Source organism: Nostoc sp. UHCC 0252 (assembly GCF_034931145.1).
GTDB lineage: Bacteria > Cyanobacteriota > Cyanobacteriia > Cyanobacteriales > Nostocaceae > Nostoc.
In genome coordinates, this window is record NZ_JAYGHE010000139.1 from 6,500 (window position 1) to 7,386 (window position 887).

At 45.8% G+C, this 887-nt stretch carries 2 protein-coding genes; one reads left to right on the top strand and one right to left on the bottom strand.

Going from position 1 to position 887, the window contains the following annotated elements:
* Window positions 1-328 (bottom strand): plasmid mobilization protein (locus VB732_RS34985; protein WP_323235398.1); only part of this gene is annotated, 328 nt, incomplete at its 3' end.
* Window positions 329-341: 13 nt separating this feature from the next.
* On the opposite strand from VB732_RS34985, the gene VB732_RS34990 reads away from it, so the two are divergent.
* A complete protein-coding gene (locus tag VB732_RS34990; RefSeq protein ID WP_323235399.1) occupies window positions 342-590 on the top strand; it encodes a hypothetical protein in 249 nt (82 codons plus the stop codon).
* The last annotated feature ends 297 nt before the right edge of the window (window positions 591-887 follow it).

The window sequence follows — 887 nt, forward strand, 5'->3', positions numbered from 1 at the left end:
CTCGACCAATTTGTTGTAAGAGTTTTTGTAGCTGTTTTAGCTGCTCTGGATCTGCTGGTGGTCGCAGTCCCATTTTAATAGCTGTGTTAGTAGCTCTAGTGAGTTGATTAATATTGCTGCCGATGCGGACTAATTCTCGGTAAGTAGCTAGGGTTATTTTGCTCAGTCGTTTGGGCAATGGTTTTAGTAAAACACTGCGTCTAGTTAATTCAGCAATGCTTAGTCCCGCGTCTGATGCTTTTAGCTTAATCATGTCGTGTTCGATTGCGTTAACACGAGCTTCTAATGTCTTAGTGCGAAGCAGGTTTTTGGACAGTTTTGGGCGCATAACTGTGGGAGGTATGAGAGGGGGTATCCAAAGGGGGACACTTCCCACTTTGGCAAGCCTGTCGTCCGAGCGGAGCGAGGTTTGCCGTAGGCAAAAGGCACGGCTTGCTTCTAGCCCAAATACGGGGGTGGGGGAGTTTTCTGCACTACGTATGTACGGAGGCAAAGCGAGAGGCTGGGGGCGAGAGTACAAAGGCGTAGCCGTGCTGCTGATCATCCTACAACTTACAGGGGAGGATAGCAACGGCGTAGCCGGAATTTGATAAAATCAAGCAGTCGGTAAATTCTGGTTCGGCGTAGCCGCTACAGAGTCGGTACAAATGGCGTAGCCGCTATATGAAAATTCTCTGATTCAGCGAAGCTAGCGCACAAAATAATAGTTCGGCGTAGCTGTAATAGCCAGATTTTTTAGCATTAGCTTGAATAAGAAGACCAGCGAAGCTGCCACACTAAAAAATATAAGGCGTAGCCGTAATATGAAAAGGTAATTCGGCGTAGCCACAATAGCTGATTTTTGTAGGATTTTGAAAATAAATTGATACAAATTATTTCAAATAGCC

Bases quoted from the DNA above. Each gene is read 5' to 3' on its own strand.
- VB732_RS34990 (WP_323235399.1), top strand. From the start codon at position 342: ATGAGAGGGGGTATCCAAAGGGGGACACTTCCCACTTTGGCAAGCCTG.